Annotated in this window: 14 protein-coding genes; 13 read left to right on the top strand and 1 reads right to left on the bottom strand. The window is 42.0% G+C overall.

Features of this window, described 5'->3' with window-relative positions; all coding sequences use genetic code 11:
- From ACE1TI_RS05805 to ACE1TI_RS05760, 10 genes are all read left to right on the top strand, one after another.
- The coding region (locus tag ACE1TI_RS05805) for a hypothetical protein (protein WP_375006631.1) at positions 1–205 on the top strand (205 nt) is incomplete at its 5' end.
- Between the two features lie 277 nt (positions 206–482).
- On the top strand, positions 483–1,661 hold the full coding sequence (locus tag ACE1TI_RS05800) for an acetyl-CoA C-acetyltransferase (RefSeq protein ID WP_375006630.1): 1,179 nt from the start codon (positions 483–485) through the stop codon (positions 1,659–1,661).
- Between the two features lie 61 nt (positions 1,662–1,722).
- Positions 1,723–2,577, top strand: coding sequence for a 3-hydroxybutyryl-CoA dehydrogenase (locus tag ACE1TI_RS05795; RefSeq protein WP_375006629.1), 855 nt, complete (start codon positions 1,723–1,725; stop codon positions 2,575–2,577).
- Between the two features lie 22 nt (positions 2,578–2,599).
- Positions 2,600–3,739 carry an acyl-CoA dehydrogenase gene (locus ACE1TI_RS05790; RefSeq protein WP_375006628.1) on the top strand — a complete coding sequence of 380 codons (1,140 nt, stop codon included), beginning with the start codon at positions 2,600–2,602 and terminating at the stop codon, positions 3,737–3,739.
- A 51-nt stretch (positions 3,740–3,790) separates the two neighbouring features.
- Positions 3,791–4,933, top strand: a complete 1,143-nt coding sequence (locus ACE1TI_RS05785; protein ID WP_375006627.1) for an acyl-CoA dehydrogenase — start codon at positions 3,791–3,793, stop codon at positions 4,931–4,933.
- A 36-nt stretch (positions 4,934–4,969) separates the two neighbouring features.
- Positions 4,970–5,632 (top strand): TetR/AcrR family transcriptional regulator, encoded by a 663-nt coding sequence (locus tag ACE1TI_RS05780; RefSeq protein WP_375006626.1) that lies wholly within the window; start codon positions 4,970–4,972, stop codon positions 5,630–5,632.
- Positions 5,633–8,872 carry a fused isobutyryl-CoA mutase/GTPase IcmF gene (gene icmF, locus ACE1TI_RS05775; protein WP_375006625.1) on the top strand — a complete coding sequence of 1,080 codons (3,240 nt, stop codon included), beginning with the start codon at positions 5,633–5,635 and terminating at the stop codon, positions 8,870–8,872. It abuts the gene before it with no gap.
- A gap of 264 nt (positions 8,873–9,136) precedes the next feature.
- On the top strand, positions 9,137–9,616 hold the full coding sequence (rpoE, locus tag ACE1TI_RS05770) for a DNA-directed RNA polymerase subunit delta (RefSeq protein ID WP_375006624.1): 480 nt from the start codon (positions 9,137–9,139) through the stop codon (positions 9,614–9,616).
- Between the two features lie 601 nt (positions 9,617–10,217).
- On the top strand, positions 10,218–11,822 hold the full coding sequence (locus ACE1TI_RS05765) for a CTP synthase (RefSeq protein ID WP_375006623.1): 1,605 nt from the start codon (positions 10,218–10,220) through the stop codon (positions 11,820–11,822).
- Between the two features lie 266 nt (positions 11,823–12,088).
- Positions 12,089–12,382, top strand: coding sequence for a hypothetical protein (locus ACE1TI_RS05760; protein WP_375006622.1), 294 nt, complete (start codon positions 12,089–12,091; stop codon positions 12,380–12,382).
- Here the strand turns inward: ACE1TI_RS05760 and ACE1TI_RS05755 are convergent.
- Positions 12,379–12,903 carry a DUF2529 family protein gene (locus tag ACE1TI_RS05755; RefSeq protein WP_375006621.1) on the bottom strand — a complete coding sequence of 175 codons (525 nt, stop codon included), beginning with the start codon at positions 12,901–12,903 and terminating at the stop codon, positions 12,379–12,381. The two genes, ACE1TI_RS05760 and ACE1TI_RS05755, sit on opposite strands and share 4 nt — an antisense overlap.
- A 220-nt stretch (positions 12,904–13,123) precedes the next feature.
- On the opposite strand from ACE1TI_RS05755, the gene ACE1TI_RS05750 reads away from it, so the two are divergent.
- From ACE1TI_RS05750 to fba, 3 genes are all read left to right on the top strand, one after another.
- The gene (locus ACE1TI_RS05750; protein WP_375006620.1) at positions 13,124–13,528 is read left to right on the top strand and encodes a response regulator; all 405 of its coding nucleotides are present in this window, start codon (positions 13,124–13,126) and stop codon (positions 13,526–13,528) included.
- A 45-nt stretch (positions 13,529–13,573) separates the two neighbouring features.
- Entirely contained in the window at positions 13,574–13,855 is a 282-nt protein-coding gene (locus ACE1TI_RS05745) for a hypothetical protein (protein ID WP_375006619.1), read from the top strand.
- Positions 13,856–13,943: 88 nt separating this feature from the next.
- Positions 13,944–14,807 carry a class II fructose-1,6-bisphosphate aldolase gene (gene fba, locus ACE1TI_RS05740; protein ID WP_375006618.1) on the top strand — a complete coding sequence of 288 codons (864 nt, stop codon included), beginning with the start codon at positions 13,944–13,946 and terminating at the stop codon, positions 14,805–14,807.
- The last annotated feature ends 130 nt before the right edge of the window (positions 14,808–14,937 follow it).

The following is a 14,937-nucleotide window of genomic DNA, read 5'->3' as shown; positions in this document are numbered from 1 at the left end:
GCAGCGGGTGAATGTCGCCCGAACCGAACAAGCGATACAAACCAGTCCTTCTATGATTGGAAGCGCCTGTCCGTATTGCTTAACGATGATGTCGGATGGCGTGAAAGCAAAAGAGGCAGAAGACGATGTTCAAACCATGGATATCGCTGAAATCTTAGAGAAATCGGTAGTGGGTAACAGACAGCCACTTGCAGAAGCTGAATAAAAAGTTTAAAAAGGCAGCATGAAGATAATTGCTGTCTTTTTTTACAAGAAAGACCTTGATTTTTTTGGCAAATTACAGTAGTTTAATAGATGAGGAAAGCGTTTACAACAGAGGCGCAAGTATTAATAGTTGAAGGGGAAGAGATTTATTCCCCTTTCTCTCTTTGAGAACTATTTTTTTAAAAGAAAAATGAGCGAGCGTTCGGTCAATAGATCTTCTATTTTCCGAAAAAAATAAATATTCATAAGGAAAGCTGATCACAAAAGGAGGAAGCAGGATGGTGAACTCGGTAATAGTTGGCGGAGCACGCACCCCATTTGGTAAATTTGGCGGATCACTAAGTGCTTTAACAGCATCCGAATTAGGAGGAGAAGCAATACGGGGAGCATTAGAAAAAACAAATACCGATCCTAACAATGTGCAAGAAGTGATTATGGGAAATGTTCTGCAAGGAGGACAGGGACAGATTCCTTCTCGTCAAGCTGCCCGTCATGCCGGCCTTTCTTGGGAAGTAGAAACAGAAACGATAAATAAAGTATGTGCCTCCGGAATGCGCAGTGTAACGATGTCTGACCAAATAATCAGAGCGGAAGATGGTGAGGTTCTGGTAGCCGGAGGAATGGAATCGATGAGCAATGCCCCTTACTTTCTGCCAAAGGCACGCTGGGGAGCACGCATGGGAGATGCCTCTATGAAGGACTTGATGGTCCATGATGGATTAACATGTTCTTTTCAGGGAGTTCATATGGGTATATACGGAAATAAAGTAGCGCAGGAGCTGGGTATTTCCCGGGAAATGCAGGATGATTGGGCACTTCGAAGTCACCAGCGTGCCAACGAAGCTATAGAAAATGGCCGCTTTGCAGAAGAAACAGCCTCGATAGAAGTTCCACAAAGAAAAGGAGATTCTCTGCTCGTTTCTGTTGACGAAAGCCCTCGAAAAGACGCGGATATAGAATCATTGCAAAAGTTAAAACCTGTATTTACAAAAGATGGCACCATAACTGCAGGAAACGCCCCCGGAGTAAATGATGGGGCCTGTGCTTTAGTTATGATGAGTGAAGCCCGAGCAAAAGCAGAAGGTAAACATCCTCTCGCCACAATTATTGGTCACACAGCTCTTGCTGTCGAAACACAGTACTTTCCTAAAACTCCTGGACTGGTTATTGAAAAGCTTTTAAAGAAAACTGGGAAATCAATAAAGGAAATAGACTTATTTGAAGTGAACGAAGCGTTTGCTGCAGTTGCTCTTGTAAGTGAACAGCTGGCAGGTCTGGATGCTGACAAAGTCAATGTGAACGGTGGAGCTGTTGCTTTAGGACATCCGATAGGTGCAAGTGGAGCACGCATCATACTAACGCTCGCCCATGAATTAAAACGTCAAGGTGGAGGTATCGGTATTGCTGCTATTTGCAGCGGCGGCGGACAGGGCGATGCTGTCATGATCGAGGTATAGAACCACACCCTGTTCGTAGGAGCAGACTATAAACCACTAAAATTCAGGAGGCGGTAGAATAATGGATATCCAAACGATAATGGTTGTCGGAGCCGGCCAAATGGGGTCAGGGATTGCCCAGGTGCATGCGCAGGCAGGTTACTATGTTTATCTTCACGATATGGATGAAAATCAAGTTGAAAAAGGCTTGGAAAGAATAAAGAAAAATTTAACCAGACAAACAGATAAAGGACGAATGACCATTGAAGAAACAACAGAAGTGCTAAGCCGTCTTGTTCCTTCTACTGAATTAGAAAATGCGTCAAAAGCAGACCTTGTAATAGAAGCGATTATAGAAAATTTAGATGTGAAAAAGAAAGTGTTTAAAGAGTTAGATGAGTGTGCACCGCCTCACGCGATTCTTGCTACCAACACTTCTTCTCTTCCTGTAACAGAAATTGCAGCCGAAACGTCACGCCCTTCTCAAGTGATCGGTATGCATTTTATGAACCCTGTACCAGTGATGAAATTGGTGGAAATTATTCGGGGGCTCGCTACAACCGATGAAGTGTTTGATCAAGTAAAAACAGTAGCAGAAAGGCTTCATAAGACTCCGGTTGAAGTAAATGATTTCCCAGGTTTTGTTTCTAACCGAATTCTAATGCCCATGATTAATGAGGCCGTCTATACCGTCTATGAAGGTGTGTCGTCTCCAGAAGATATTGATGAGGTAATGAAACTGGGAATGAATCATCCTATGGGACCGCTTACCCTAGCAGATTTCATAGGACTCGATACATGTCTCTATATTATGGAAACCCTACATGAAGGCTTCGGTGATGATAAATACCGGCCTTGCCCATTGCTCCGCAAGTATGTAAAAGCTGGCTGGCTTGGGAAAAAAACTGGACGCGGTTTCTACAGGTATAACGATTAAAAAATAGCGGGGGGAGAAGAGAATGAATCTCACCTTTACCGATGAACAAGAAATGATGAAGAAAATGGTCCGTGATTTCGCAGCTAACCGCGTTCAGGCCGAAGTGAACAGAATGGAAGAGGAAGATCGTTTCCCAAAAGAACTTGTAAAAGAAATGGCTGACCTCGGTTTAATGGGAGTGCCTGTACCGGAAAACTGGGGCGGGGTTGGGATGGATTTTGTTTCATACATTATAGCTATTCATGAATTATCAAGAGTCAGTCCGGCTTTAGGAGTTATTTTATCTGTTCACACTTCTGTTGGCACCAATCCAATTCTTTATTTTGGAAGTGACACACAAAAGAATACATATGTACGAAAGCTGGCTTCTGGAGAATACCTGGGTGCTTTTGCGCTGACAGAGCCTGGTGCAGGAAGTGATGCAGGATCCCTTAAAACCACGGCTGTAAAAAAAGAAGACCGCTATATATTAAACGGTTCAAAAATGTTTATTACAAACGGTGGAGCAGCGGACACTTATATTCTTTTTGCAAACACTGATCCAAAACAAGGAGCAAAAGGGATAAGTGCCTTTATTGTAGAAAAAACATTTCCTGGTTTCCAAATAGGAAAAAAGGAAAAAAAGATGGGGCTTCATGGATCTAATACCACAGAAATTATTTTAGAAAATTGTGAAGTGCCTGCAGAAAACCTTCTTGGAAAAGAAGGAGATGGCTTTAAAATAGCTATGGCTAACCTTTCGGCTGGTCGTATCGGCATTGCAGCACAGTCCCTTGGGATTGCCGAGGGTTCCCTTCAATCTGCAGCAGAATATGCGAAAGAGAGGAAGCAATTTGGAAAACCGATTGGTGCCCATCAAGGGATCTCTTTTAAACTTGCAGATATGGTAACAAAAGTAGAAGCTGCTAAACTATTAACCTATCAGGCAGCTAGTCTTCATTCCAATGACCTTCCTTGTGCTAAGCAGGCATCAATGGCAAAGCTCTTTGCTTCCCGCACTGCCATGGAAACAGCAACGGAGGCTGTTCAGGTTTTTGGAGGTTACGGGTATACCAAGGAGTACCCAGCCGAGCGTTTTTTCCGAGATGCGAAGGTGTGCGAAATTTACGAAGGCACAAGTGAGATTCAACGTGTAGTGATTGGAAAACACTTGACTTGTTGAGTGATTAAAACCCATGAGTGATTACTTTTTAGAAAGGAAGGGGCAGAATCAATGAATTTTCTGTTAACAGATGAACAAGAAATGATACGAAAAATGGTTCGCGATTTTGCAAATAATGAAGTCGCTCCCACTGCTGGAGAGCGGGATGAAGAAGAACGGTTTGACAGGAAGTTGTTTGATCAAATGGCTGAGCTTGGCTTAACTGGAATTCCGTGGCCGGAAGAGTATGGTGGTATTGGGGCTGATTATCTAAGCTATGTCATCGCTGTAGAAGAGTTGTCGAGAGTCTGCGCTTCTACCGGGGTGACCTTATCTGCACATCTTTCCCTGGCCAGCTGGCCGATTTATACCTTTGGGACAGAAGCCCAAAAGCTGAAATATTTAAAAGCTCTTGCACAGGGGGAAATGATGGGAGCATATGGGCTGACGGAACCAGGTTCAGGGTCCGATGCTGCGGCCATGAAAACGACGGCTGAAAAAGACGGAGACTCTTATGTCATAAATGGTTCAAAAATATTCATTACGAACGGAGGTATGGCAGACGTTTACGTTGTATTTGCCGTAACTTCTCCTGAAAAGAAACATAAAGGCGTCAGTGCATTTATTATAGAAAAAGATTTCCCGGGGTTTTCAGTTGGGAAAAAGGAAAAGAAACTAGGGATTCGCTCTTCTCCTACCACTGAAATCATTATGGAAAATTGTAGAGTGCCCGCAGAAAACATGCTCGGAAAAGAAGGAGAAGGGTTTAAAATTGCGATGATGACATTGGATGGCGGCAGAAACGGAATTGCTGCCCAGGCCGTTGGGATTGCCCAGGGTGCCTTGGACGCCGCAGCAGATTATGCGAAAGAGCGAAAACAGTTTGGCAAGCCAATCGGAAGCATGCAGGGTATTTCTTTTAAATTAGCAGATATGGCTACTAAAATTGAAGCTTCACGTTTGTTAACATATCAGGCGGCCTGGAGAGAAAGCGAAGGAGTTTCTTATGGTAAAGAGTCGGCTATGTCTAAGTTATTTGCTGGAGATACAGCGATGGAAGTAACGACGGAAGCGGTACAGGTTTTTGGAGGGTATGGCTATACGAAAGAGTACCCAGTGGAGCGTTTTATGCGTGACGCAAAGATTACACAAATTTATGAGGGGACAAACGAAATTCAACGCCTTATTATTGGAAAAATGATATTAGCAGATTAATAAAAAGAAAATGTCAGGTTAAAGGAGGCGGGGCCGTTGCCAAAAAAGAAGGTACCGTCCATGGTAAAAGATCAACAGCTCATAAAGCGCCGAAGAGAACAAATGGTCAAAGGTGCGGTAGCTCTTTTTAAACAAAAAGGGTTTCACCGTACGACAACAAGAGAAATAGCAAAGGAATCCGGGTTTAGTATCGGCACACTATATGAATATATCGGCTCAAAAGAAGATGTACTTTATTTAGTTTGTGATTCTGTTTATGAAGAAGTAAGGTCACGGCTTGAATCTCTTTTGACCACCGACTCGGTCGGAATAGACAGGTTAAAGCAAGTGATACACTCTTTATTTAAAGTAATAGATGATATGCAGGATGAAGTCCTTGTTATGTACCAGGAGGCCAAATCTCTTCCAAAAGAAGCTCTGCCATATGTTTTAGAAAAAGAAAATGCAATGACTTCTATTATAGAGGGTGCGGTTCAGACGTGTTATGAAGAAGGATATATAGAGTTAACAGATCAAGAGTGCAGGATGCTCGCTCACAACATTATGGTGGGAGGTCATATGTGGACCTTTCGCCGCTGGGCGCTTCAAAAAGAGTTTACATTAGAAGAGTACACTTCTATACAAACACGCCAGCTGTTATATGGAGTCGTACCGGAAAAAGTTGAAGTCCGACTAAAAGACAAAAAGGAGGTTTTTTGAATGGCTGCGGAAGACTTATATAAACCGGTGAACCCCGTTCGTTTTGTCACTGCTTCTAGTTTATTCGACGGACATGATGCTTCGATAAATATTATGCGCCGCCTCCTCCAGGCAGGAGGGGCTGAAGTCATCCATTTAGGCCACAACCGTTCTGTAGAAGAAATCGTCAATGCCGCCATACAAGAGGATGTGCAAGGGATAGCTATTTCTTCTTATCAAGGGGGACATATAGAATATTTTAAATATTGTTACGATTTGCTTCGCGAAAAAAATGCAGGGCACATAAGAATTTACGGAGGCGGAGGCGGAGTTATTACTCCTCCGGAAATAGAAGAACTCCATAATTATGGTATTGCTCATATATTTTCACCAGAAGACGGCAGAACGTACGGGCTTCGCGGAATGATCAGCCAGATGCTGAAAGAATGTGATTACCCTACTTTTAAAAGCGGTAAGGCGTCGATAGAAGAAGTGAAAGAAAAGACCAGCAGAGCGGTCGCCCGTTTTATTTCAGCGGTGGAACAGGAAAAGGGTAACTTAGATGAAGAATGGCAAAACACTTTAAAAGAAATACAATCTATCGGTAACACGCCGCCTATTTTAGGCATTACCGGAACAGGCGGAGCAGGAAAAAGTTCTCTTACCGATGAGCTTGTTAGACGATTTTTGCACGAATTTACAGATAAAACCATTGCCATATTATCCATCGATCCGACAAAACAAAAAACAGGCGGTGCCTTGCTTGGTGACAGGATTCGCATGAATGCTATTCACCATCCTCGTGTTTTCATGAGAAGCCTTGCAACAAGAGGTTCTAAAACCGAAACAACAAAGAGCTTACAAGAAGCGATTGAAGTAACAAAAGCAGCTGGATTTGATTTTATTATCATTGAAACAAGCGGTATCGGCCAAGGGGATGCTGAGATTACTGAATTTGCTGATGTGTCTATGTATGTCATGACAAGCGAGTTTGGTGCTCCTTCTCAATTAGAAAAGATAGATATGATCGATTTTGCGGATTTAATCTCTATCAATAAGTTTGACCGTAAAGGTTCAGAGGATGCTTTGCGTGATGTTCGCAAGCAATATCAGCGCAGTCATATGTTATTTGATGAAGATCTTAGTAAAATGCCTGTTTATGGAACCATCGCAAGCCAGTTTAATGATCCGGGAACCAATATTTTATTTGCGGCTTTAATAAATACCATCAATAAGAAAACGGGAACAAATTGGGAAACTGCCATAGATACAACAAAAGAAACGGGCAAAAAAGATTTAATTATTCCGCCAGAACGATCTCCGTATTTGCGAGAGATTGTTCAGACGGTACGGCAGTATAAAGACCATGCTTTACAGCAGGAAAACACAGCGCGTAAGTTATTTCAGCTAAATGGAACAATTGAACTGCTAAAAGAAAAAGGTACGGATATCGGGGAACTTCAAGAATTATATGATAGTCTCGAGGGCAGTCTTGACGCTGACGTGAAAAAGCTGTTACATGAATGGGAAGACCTAAAAGAATCTTATAAGAAAGATACGTTTACTACGGTCGTTCGAGATAAAGAGATTGTGACAGAACTGCAGACCGAAACGCTTTCTGGATTGAAAATCCCTAAAGTCATTTTACCTTCCTTTCAAGATTGGGGAGAAATTGTACGCTGGTCTTTAAAAGAAAATGTTCCCGGTCAATTTCCATTTACAGCGGGAGTTTTTCCTTTCAAGCGAAAAGGAGAAGATCCTAAACGTCAATTTGCTGGGGAAGGGACCCCTGAAAGAACGAATCGCCGCTTTCACTACCTTTCAAAGGATGATGAAGCAAAACGCTTAAGTACTGCATTTGATTCGGTGACTTTGTATGGAGAAGATCCAGATTACCGCCCTGATATCTACGGAAAAGTAGGGGAAAGCGGCGTCAGTATTTGTACACTGGAGGATATGAAGAAACTGTATGACGGCTTTGATTTAATCTCTCCGACCACCTCTGTCTCCATGACTATTAATGGGCCTGCTCCAATTATTTTAGCCATGTTTATGAATACAGCTATTGATCAGCAAGTCGAGCGTTTTGAGATAAAAAATGAAAGAAAACCATCGAATGAAGAGTATGAAAAAATTAAAACAGAAACATTATCGACCGTTCGCGGAACCGTGCAGGCTGATATTTTAAAAGAAGACCAGGGTCAGAATACGTGCATTTTTTCTACAGAATTTGCTCTGCGTATGATGGGTGATATTCAGCAGTATTTTATCGATCACAATGTTCGGAATTATTATTCAGTTTCTATTTCCGGATATCATATTGCAGAAGCGGGAGCAAATCCAATCAGTCAGTTAGCATTCACTCTTGCAAACGCTTTTACGTATGTTGAATATTATATAAGCCGAGGTATGAATATTGATGATTTTGCTCCTAATCTATCCTTTTTCTTCAGCAACGGTCTAGACCCGGAGTATGCCGTAATTGGCCGCGTCGCCAGAAGAATTTGGTCTACTGTTATGAAAAATAAGTACGGCGGAAATGAACGAAGTCAGAAATTGAAGTATCATATTCAAACATCCGGACGTTCCCTGCACGCTCAGGAAGTAGATTTTAACGATATACGCACAACGCTTCAGGCGCTGCTTGCCATATATGATAACTGTAATTCGCTTCATACCAATGCATATGATGAAGCTGTCACTACACCAACGGAGCATTCCGTACGGCGGGCTATGGCGATTCAAATGATTATTACAAAAGAACTTGGTTTAGCCAAAAATGAAAACTCCATGCAAGGTTCATTCATTGTTGAAGAGCTGACAGATCTTGTCGAAGAAGCTGTGTTACAGGAGTTGGAACGTCTTAATGATCGCGGGGGCGTTCTTGGTTCAATGGAAACTCAGTATCAGCGCGGTAAAATTCAAGAGGAATCGATGTACTATGAAATGAAAAAGCATACTGGAGAACTGCCGATCATCGGAGTGAACACTTATTTAAATCCGGAAGAAGAAGAGGAAGAATTTGATATGGAGCTGGCCCGTGCAGGTAAAGAAGAGAAAGAGAGTCAGATTAAAAACCTTCATCGTTTTCAAGAAAGAAACAAGGAAGAAGCCAAGACGGCTTTAGCTAACCTTCAACAAACAGCTGTCAGCGGCGGAAATATTTTTGAAGAACTAATGAATGCTGTACGCGTAGCAAGCCTCGGTCAAATCACTCATGCGCTGTATGAAGTGGGAGGCCAATACCGAAGAAATATGTAATAAGCAGAACTCTATGAGCACAGAACGTTTGTAAAATAGAGTGGAACATTCTTCCGCTTGAAGCCCGGTATTGTGCAAAATATAGACTGGCCAAAGCCTTGCTGCTCTGGCCTTTCTTTTTTTGATTTAAAAACTCTGGCATAAATACCCTAAATATGTTTATAATGAAAAGTATGATTTTGACGGTTTAGCTCTTAACTTAAGGGCTTAATGATAACCTTGAAGCCATGATTGCAATACTTTTGCGGAAAGGAAGTGGAATCCGTGAGCATCTCCGATTACAATGAAGAACAAATCGAAGAAATGTCCGCGGTGGAACTGGCTCATATTTTATTAGGGGACGAAAAAAATCCTTATGATTATCAAAAGCTGATCAATAGGATTGCAGACTTAAAAAATCTTTCGCCTGAGGAGAAAAAAAACCGCCGTATTAAACTTTTTACAGCCATGAACCTAGATGGACGCTTTGTTCACTTAGGCGAGAACCATTGGGGGTTAAGAGAATGGTACACTCTTGATCAATCTGATGAAGATTTAAGCAGCACGGTAAAAGCGCCTAAGAAATCAAAAGCAGATGATTTTGATGAATTTGAAGATGATTTCGAAGATGAAGATTTAGAAGACATTGAAGATGAGTTAGATGAACTGTCTCAAGAAGAAGACGCCGATGATTATGAAAGAGACGATGAATTTGAAGGGTTCGGCTCAGACGAAGAAACGACGGAAGAAGACGACAAATATTAAAATGTTTTCGTGCTTGACTTTTATTTAGGGTCTCGGTAAAATCATTTTTGGGCTTTAACAATTACCAAATATAAATTTTTCATATAATATATTCAGACAAGCAAAAGTGCGCCCCCTCCAAAGGGTGAGGTGTCACTTTTGTTTTTTTTGTGAAGTATAAGGCTAGGGCCCAAAGAGCAAGGATCTTTTGCTAAGTTAGCTAATTAGCACTGCGTCCGTCGCCAAAAACGCCACGTCCTGTGGCATTGATGACATTAGCGCATCCTATGTGTCGATGTGTGCGTTCTTAGTAGAAGTGTTCTTGTGATCCGAACGTCATTTAATCAGGGCGCTTGCGTTTTTCTTATTATTTTAGGAAGTATAAAGTTTTGGCGTTTTCGTTGTCTAGCTTCAGCACCCAGCCTTTCGAAGTTAAATAACCCCCAGACATAAGACGGAGCCTTCTGCTAAATGCGCGAACCTCGTGTTCGCAACGCAGAAGCCACCACATCCTGTGGGAGTAAATGCGCCTTTATTGTCTGGAGAACATTTACCTGTCAAGGCTGTTCAGGGTGCTTCCGCTTTTCTTATTCACCACAGAACTAAAGGAGTAGATGAATACATGGCTAGTAAGTATATTTTTGTAACTGGAGGCGTTGTTTCTTCGTTGGGTAAAGGGATCACTGCTGCGTCTCTTGGCCGCCTGTTGAAAAACCGTGGATTAAGTGTCACGATTCAAAAATTTGATCCTTATATTAACGTAGACCCTGGAACAATGAGTCCATATCAGCATGGTGAAGTTTTTGTTACCGATGATGGTGCAGAAACAGATCTTGATCTTGGCCATTATGAACGCTTTATTGATATTAATCTCAGCAAAAACAGTAATGTGACGACTGGTAAAGTTTATTCTTCTGTTATTCGAAAAGAACGCCGCGGCGATTATTTAGGCGGAACAGTTCAAGTAATTCCCCACGTTACAAATGAAATTAAAGAGCGGGTGTATCGTGCTGGAAGTGAAACTGGGGCAGACGTAGTTATAACAGAAATCGGCGGTACAGTCGGGGACATTGAAAGTCTTCCTTTTCTTGAAGCGATCCGGCAAATTAAAAGCGACGTTGGTGTAGAAAATGTCATGTATTTGCATTGTACACTCATTCCTTATCTTTCTGCTGCAGGCGAAATGAAATCTAAGCCAACTCAGCATAGTGTCAAAGAACTCCGCAGCCTTGGTATTCAGCCAAACGCAATTATTGTGCGTACAGAAAGTCCTGTGCCTCAAGAGATGAAAGATAAAATCGCTCTGTTCTGTGATATTAATAAAGAAGCTGTGATTGAAGCGCGGGATGCGGATACCCTCTATCAGGTTCCGCTGGATTTGCAAGCTCAAAAGCTCGACCAGTATGTGTGCAATTATTTAAATTTAAATGGAAAAGAAGCAGACATGGAAGAGTGGAAAATGCTTGTTGAAAAAGTACAAAATTTATCAAGCAAAACAACGATTGCTCTTGTAGGTAAATATGTCTCCCTTCCAGATGCTTATCTTTCTGTAGCTGAATCCTTAAAACATGCGGGTTACGCCTTTGATTCTGATGTAGAGATTCAATGGATTAATTCAGAACAGGTTACAGAGGAAAATGTTGCAGAAAAATTAAAAGATGCAGACGGCATTCTCGTACCGGGAGGTTTTGGTGACCGGGGTATTGATGGAAAAATTTCAGCCATTAAGTATGCTCGTGAAAACAAAGTGCCGTTTCTTGGCATTTGTTTGGGGATGCAGCTGGCTTCGGTGGAATACGCACGTAACGTTGTTGGTTTAAACGGTGCAGATTCTGCAGAGCTGAAACCAGAAACAGAGCACCCTGTTATTGACCTTCTTCCAGAACAAAAAGATGTAGAGGATTTAGGCGGAACGCTCCGTTTAGGATTATATCCGTGTAAATTACAAGAAGGCACTATAGCAAGAGCTGCGTATGATGAAGAAGTAGTTTATGAACGGCACCGCCACCGCTATGAATTTAACAATTCATACCGGGAGGCAATGGAGAAAGCTGGATTTATTTTTAGCGGGACTAGTCCCGATGGACGTCTGGTGGAAATTATTGAGCTTGAGGATCATCCATACTTTGTAGCTTCTCAGTTTCATCCTGAATTTGTGTCTCGTCCAACAAGACCACAGCCATTGTTCCGTGAATTTATCCAAGCATCTACAACAGCGAATAGATAAATGTCTAAGAGCGAGCTGTCCAAAAAAACTTGCATGGTAAACAGCCGGTCGTGATTTATTTTCACGACCGGCTGTTTTGCTTGTTGTTTAGGAAATTATGTTTTTACAAGTTGTGGATAACTATCTCCATATTGTTTGATCCGCGTCTAGCTTCAGCGCCTAGCCTCTCGGAGGCCCAAGACGTTTAAGGAACTTTTGCTAGAATCGCGAACATCGTGTTCGCAACACAAAAGTCAGCACATCCTGTGGAAGTAAGAGCGCCTTTAATGATTGGAGAACATTTACCTGTCGAGGCTGATCAGGGCGCTTGTGCTTTTGCTTGCGCTTTTGTTCGTGTTCTCTTTTCTGCAGGCGGTGCCATTTGTGCTTATACAGAAAGTTGGCTGAATACTCAGGCTATATACGGAAATGAAGGTGATAGGGACTTCATCATTCTTTCTTGTTTACCGTTTCGCTTTTCTGTCTCTTGTCTGGGGCTTCAAGCACCTTGCTTGGCGAGGGCTGTTTATTACTTCGAGACAACTCCCTCTTTCAGTGAAAAGATGTCGACATATTTTTAATCTAATTCATCTAGTAGTTCTTTTATGTGTAAAAAAAGAAGCTGGCCGGTAAAAAGAGTGGATAGTGATGATGGGGAACCTATGCGCTTCCCTTTTTCGTCAGGTACAAGCCCTCCTTTCACATGGGTTTGAACCCATACATCTGTTGGATCAAGGGTTATTCCGCCATCTTCTTCTGAAAACGGAGCGATAACCACCATCGGAACCTCAGCTGACTGCAAATGCCTGGTGATTATTTGTAAATCTTCTGCTTCCTTTTTCTCTGCTAAAATAATTGCTCTATCTGTTGGTTCGGGTGTAATATCTTTTAATTCCTGAACTTGTAGAGTTTTCGCCGGAGCATCTGGATGATTAGATAAATTAAAAGCGTTCCCCTTCATAGAACTGGTAGCATAGAGCAACAGTCTTCCTGTTCCTGCTGGCCCCTGGGCAGCTAACCTGGATCCGTCTTCTAAGGCCTCTTCTTCTCGTTCTATTATTTTTTGAAATACTCCGTATAGCTGGGTAGCAAAGATTTTCATTTTTCTATCCCATGCCTTTCTTTTCCTGCAGTTTTTTCCCTATTATACGACAAATAAAACCGAAGGAAAAATTGATATAGCTATAGCTTTTCAAATATTTACAACAGGAAAGTGTTTCTAATAGCAGGAAATGACATGTAATATATGGAATATATGCAAGGTGAAAGATTGTGCGGATTGTCCGACAACGGGTGGAAAGAGAAAATGAGGGGGGACAACCATGCATAAGATTCTCATTGTAGATGATCAGTATGGAATAAGGGTGTTATTAAGGGAGGTACTAGTGAAAGATGGATATGAGGTGTATCAAGCATCTAATGGAGTCCAGGCTTTAGAATTCATGGAAAAAGAAAATCCGGACCTGCTGCTATTAGATATGAAAATACCGGGGATGGATGGAATTGAGATATTAAAAGAAAGAAAAAAAAGGCAGCTCGCACCGGACGCGGAGATTATTTTAATGACAGCTTATGGGGAGTTAAATTTAATTAATGATGCCAAAGAACTTGGTGCTTCCTCTTACTTATCTAAGCCCTTTGATATTGATCAAGTAAGGCAAGAAATAAAATCTCATTTATCAGTTTCATCAACAAAAGAAAATAATAAAAGGACACGATGGAAATGAACTTTTAAAACAGGGGAGGATGAAATTCCATTATGATGTGCTATAATGAGTGCAGAAACTAATGGAGAACTCATTCTTGAGCCCTGTTACATAGTAGCGCTTTCCTCACCGCTGCGAATGGTTAAAAGTTGTAAAGAAAAAGCTGCAAAAGCTGAAAAACATGCTGCCTATAAACCCTTAGCTGGCGGCTTAACAAATATGCGTACAAAAGAGTATGTGAAGCAAATCGACCAGAAGATTGGAAAGAAGAAGCAAGAAGGTCGAGGAAGTAAGGGAGAGAAGGAGGGAGCGTACACTAGTCGTGCCCGCCTGCCCGAGCGCAGCTGACGAAGAGATTCGCAGCTTATTCTTTACAAACCGGGCAAAACTTGACATGCTGGCTCCATTAGCACCAAAAATTAAGGAGGACTTTCTTATGCCTTTAGTATCCATGAAAGAAATGCTTGATAAAGCAAAGGCGGAACATTATGCAGTCGGCCAGTATAACTTGAACAACTTGGAATTCACCCAAGCTATCCTGCAAGCAGCGGAAGAAGAAAAATCACCGCTTATTTGCGGTGTGTCTGAAGGTGCAGCTCGCTACATGGGCGGTTTTAAACCAGTAGTAGCCATGGTAGAATCCTTAATGGAAGCTTATAACGTAACAGTTCCAGTAGCAATCCACCTGGACCACGGTTCCAGTTTTGAAAAGTGTGTAGAAGCTATTCATGCTGGATTTACTTCCGTTATGATCGATGGTTCACATTATCCGCTCGAAGAAAATATTGCACTCACTAAACGTGTTGTAGATGTTGCCCATGCTGTCGGAGTATCCGTAGAAGCTGAACTTGGCCGAATCGGCGGGCAAGAAGATGATGTCATTGTAGAAGATGCAGAAGCAGCTTACGCCATTCCTTCTGAGTGTAAAGAATTAGTTTCCAAAACTGGAGTAGATTGCTTTGCGCCTGCTCTAGGTTCCGTACACGGACCTTACAAAGGTGAACCGAACCTTGGGTTTGACCGCATGAAAGAAATTGACGGCCTCGTTGGTATTCCTCTTGTGCTCCACGGAGGTACCGGTATACCGGCTGAAGACGTACAAAAAGCGATCAGTTTCGGCCATGCAAAAATTAATGTAAATACCGAAAGTCAAATCTCTTCAGCAGCTGCTGTACGCAAAACGTTAGAAGAAAAACCAGAGCTGTATGATCCAAGAAAATATATGGGTCCTGCTCGCGATGCTGTAAAAGAAACAGTGAAAAGCAAAATGCGCGAATTTGGTTCCTCTAATCGTGCATAAGTCATTTTCTAAATAAGGAAATGTGAAGTAGAGAAGAGTTAATATGCATGCAAACAGCTTCTTCCTGTTTCATGCCTGTTAACTCTTCCCTTTTAACCATGGAAGATTTTGAAAGAATGGGAGGGATATC

The organism is Alteribacillus sp. JSM 102045, assembly GCF_041949975.1.
In the GTDB taxonomy this organism is placed as follows: domain Bacteria; phylum Bacillota; class Bacilli; order Bacillales; family Marinococcaceae; genus Alteribacillus.
Note: the sequence above shows the minus strand (reverse complement) of the source record. Positions and strands in the feature narration are given on the sequence as shown.